This is a genomic window from Prevotella sp. P5-126, assembly GCF_002251185.1.
Lineage (GTDB): Bacteria > Bacteroidota > Bacteroidia > Bacteroidales > Bacteroidaceae > Prevotella.
This window is the reverse complement of the sequence record NZ_NPIZ01000046.1, coordinates 1-3688: the sequence shown is the minus strand read 5'-3', so window position 1 is coordinate 3688 and position 3688 is coordinate 1. Positions and strand designations below refer to the sequence as shown.

The window sequence follows — 3688 nt, the reverse complement described above, 5'->3', positions numbered from 1 at the left end:
TTGAGGTAATACCTAATATATAAGAGACAAATACCACCAGCATTTTTATTATTTAACATTTTATAAGTGTTTTTGCAATATTTAACAGATAAAAGTTCTATAAAAACAGAGAAAGAGAGGATTACCATAACTCATCAGCAAGCTTTTGTCAACTCAACCACAAATTTGTTTCCGCCCACAGCAACACAGTCCTCACATCATTCCAAGTAAAGCAAGCCGCACTTGCTAATCTCGCACAAGAAGGAAATCCTTACCGCCTTTTCTCGCACAAGCGTCATCGGGCTTCGGGATGCATTCGGGATGCATTCGGGTCGTCACTACTTTTCTACACACGAAACTTCTGAAGACGTACAAAGCAAGTCCCAAGCAAGTCCCAAGCAAGTCCTAAGCAAGTCCTAAGCAAGTCCAACGTAAACCTTAGGTAAGTTCAAACTCTATCAAATGAATACGCGATAATATAATGTACGCGCGTATAGAAGCATGCGATCCATATAATATATACGAAACAAAATATTATTATTCAGACTTTATCACTTCATTTTCCTAATAAACCAAAAATATTTCGTATCTTTGCAAACGATGGCTATAAGATACACACATAAAGAAGAACTTTGGAACACATGGTCACACGCTGGCGGCATACTATTAGGCTTGGCGTTCGGCATTGTGTTTCTCGTCATGGCATTCAAAGGTGACAACCCTTGGGCACGCCTCGGCGTGTGTCTCTATCTCTTTGGCATGTTAGGATCATATATGGCATCCACAGCATACCATGCACTCCCCAGACATTCAAAGTGGAAAGAACGGTTGCGCAAATGGGACCACGCTGCCATCTACTGGCACATAGCAGGCAGCTACTCCCCTCTTACACTTATTGCGCTACGCAGCCAAGGCTACTGGGGATGGTCGCTGTTCACCTTTGTGTGGCTTTGTGCCATAGTCGGCACCGCCATCAGTTTCATCAAGCTCAAGGAGCATTCTAATCTTGAGACATTTTGTTTCGTAGGCATGGGCCTTTCTGTTCTTGTGGCATTCAAGCCATTGATCGACTCCGTATCTACTGCTGCTGTGGCATGGATTATTGCTGAAGGAGTAGCCTATATTACCGGTGCAGTATTCTATTCGCTCAACAAGAAACGATATATGCACAGCGTTTTCCACTTCTTCGTCTTAGCTGGCAGCATCTGCCACATCATCGCCGTATGGGACGTACTGATGGAATATCTCTAACGTCAAGCAGAAAAGACCATTTTCATTATATATACTCCCATAAAGCCATCAATACCTGCACCATCAGAATTGCATTATAAAGAACTAAAGATTGCAAACTGCGATAAATGATACTCACAGACCATCAGACAACCGGTTAAGGATTGTTATCAATAAACGATATGGCAACTTATTGATTGACTACTGATCTTTATCAAAAGCGTTTTGCTATTCAATGTGCAGAACTTATAAAAAATCCGCAGAAAAGTTAATAGAACCTAAAAATAATCTCAAAGACGGACAAGGACGGACATTTGGGTTTTGTGATGTTGTATCTTTGCAACCGTACCTAAGGATGATTTCCAAAACAAAAAGATACCTTTGCAACAAGCCATTTATCGTACAATATAAAACAACGCAATTATGTTTACAGGCATCACTTCCAACGCCCCCAACTGGATACAACAGAAGAACCATGCTTTTTCGCTTAACACACGATCGCTTCTCATTCGTCATTCGTTAGTCTATCGAAGACACGACGAGGAACCGTTCAAACCTAACGATAATGGGAGCAAAATCATAGTCACCCTGCCCATTCACTCCTTTTATAGTGATACGTTTCACCTTTCCTGATATCATTTCTGCATCTACGGCAAAGGTAAGGGCAGTAAGGGCATGGCTGAAAGCAAGCTCCACAGGTTTGCTGGCAGTAGAAATGTTATAAGCAATAGCTTCGTTTTTGGCTACAATAAAATCGGGGTGATGGTCTATATCCGTATCTGCCACGTAGCGGATGACTATATTCTTGGCGAAATCAGCAGCTGTAGATATATAAGACAAGGCGGCACGCTGATAAAGTGCATAAGCATAAAACGATAGAGATCCTTCGGTAGGCCACATCTCGTTGCCTGCGGTAAACCAGTTGTTACCGCTCTTGGTGACTTGCTGATCATGATACAAGGAAGAAATAGTAGAACCTTTGGTGTAAACGGCACTCACGCCGAAATCCCCTACCTCAGCGGCATCATTTAATGCGCAACGGGTTTGTGTACAGGGGAGGGTAATTACCCCCCCCTCAATTCTTTATTGTCAGTTTCAATAGCATGCGATAGAGAGGGTTCGAGTTGGCCTTCTGCCTCTAGCACCATCTGCTCTCGGGCAAGTGCTGCCGACTCAGACACAGCCCCACGAGTTTTTTCACCTCCGTTCCATCCTTTCTGCAACATAGCAGTAAAGCAAATCTTCTTGTCAGACATACCGTTGTTCTGCAACCCATCGCTCTCAGAGCAGGAGATGGCGGTAAAAGCCAAGAGCATGCCAACAAATTTGCAACAGTTTAATTTTTGTTTCATATAAAAATAATAAGAGTTAGATTCTACTTTTTCTTTGATTTCTTCTCATTTCACCAATACATAAGCGTTTCCGGATGCAAGGTTATACATTATTTTCTTTATCCACAAATTATACATCCATGAAATGATATTTGGTATAACATCCATATAATAAGGTATGCGTGCGCACACACATATGCACGCACACGCGACATAGCAAATAATCGACCATCGGCCACCGATATGGGATAACACTTTGTAAGATATACGATTAAGTGGGTGGTCGAAAATCTTATAACGGCATTATCGACCACCATTCTATCATCTGTTGGTAAGCCATCGCATCTCTGGAGAAATTGGTTGTTCCTGCTTGATGATGAACGGCTTGATATTTATCAACACCTTGCCAAACGTTGGATAACACTTTTATCAAACATTGGATAACACCTTTATCAAACGTCGGATAACACCTTTATCAAACGTTGGATAACACCTTTATCAAACGTTGAAAACACTCTTGCCAAACGTTGGATAATACCTTTAACAAACGTTGAAAACACTCTTGCCAAACGTTGGGCAATACTTTTGCCTAATATTGAAATGCTTTGGCAAAATATCGGGCTATACCTTATTTATAATAAAAGCGCACTTTTGATTAACTTGCATTTAGATGATAGGAATGTTGACATGAAGGTTTTGCGGGTGTTCGTTGGTGTTCGATTGGTGTTCGGAAACCCTCAAAATACGAACGCCGAACACCATCTAAAACCGCTATCATACAACAGATTACGGCATGACAAGTGTTCGATGTTCGATTTATTTCCGAAAACTCAAATTCTGGATTGATATGAGGCTACCTACCATACAAGTCTTTTTATACGTTCAAGACTATAAAGCCCATGCATGACAAAAGAAAACTGCTGTTCATTATCATATATTCGTTTGTGGTTGTTCAAATATACAAAAATGTTCAGCAGTTTTGTTCTATATTGATTTGCACTAGTGTCCACTAAAAACGATAAACAATCGTTGTAAGTGGTTGATATGCGACAAAATACGAGCAAAAAATGACTCTATGGGTTAGAAATGACTATCTTTGCAGAAAATTACAATCTGTAAGTTAGTTTAGACTCATGAATCAAGGTAAG

At 40.8% G+C, this 3688-nt stretch carries 3 protein-coding genes; 1 reads left to right on the top strand and 2 read right to left on the bottom strand.

Features of this window, described 5'->3' with window-relative positions; all coding sequences use genetic code 11:
- Window positions 1–579 precede the first annotated feature (579 nt).
- Window positions 580–1230 (top strand): hemolysin III family protein, encoded by a 651-nt coding sequence (locus tag CIK90_RS04100; protein ID WP_094391142.1) that lies wholly within the window; start codon window positions 580–582, stop codon window positions 1228–1230.
- 498 nt (window positions 1231–1728) lie between these two features.
- Here CIK90_RS04100 and CIK90_RS04095 read toward each other — a convergent pair whose 3' ends face one another.
- Entirely contained in the window at window positions 1729–2274 is a 546-nt protein-coding gene (locus tag CIK90_RS04095; RefSeq protein WP_256387348.1) for a fimbrillin family protein, read from the bottom strand.
- Window positions 2274–2561 carry a hypothetical protein gene (locus tag CIK90_RS04090; protein ID WP_094464416.1) on the bottom strand — a complete coding sequence of 96 codons (288 nt, stop codon included), beginning with the start codon at window positions 2559–2561 and terminating at the stop codon, window positions 2274–2276. The genes CIK90_RS04095 and CIK90_RS04090 overlap by 1 nt, the downstream gene beginning before the upstream one ends.
- Window positions 2562–3688 lie beyond the last annotated feature (1127 nt).

What these genes read in the sequence shown, in the direction of transcription:
- CIK90_RS04100 (WP_094391142.1), top strand. Translation starts at nt 580, where the DNA reads ATGGCTATAAGATACACACATAAAGAAGAACTTTGGAACACATGGTCA.
- CIK90_RS04090 (WP_094464416.1), bottom strand. Translation starts at nt 2,561, where the DNA reads ATGAAACAAAAATTAAACTGTTGCAAATTTGTTGGCATGCTCTTGGCT.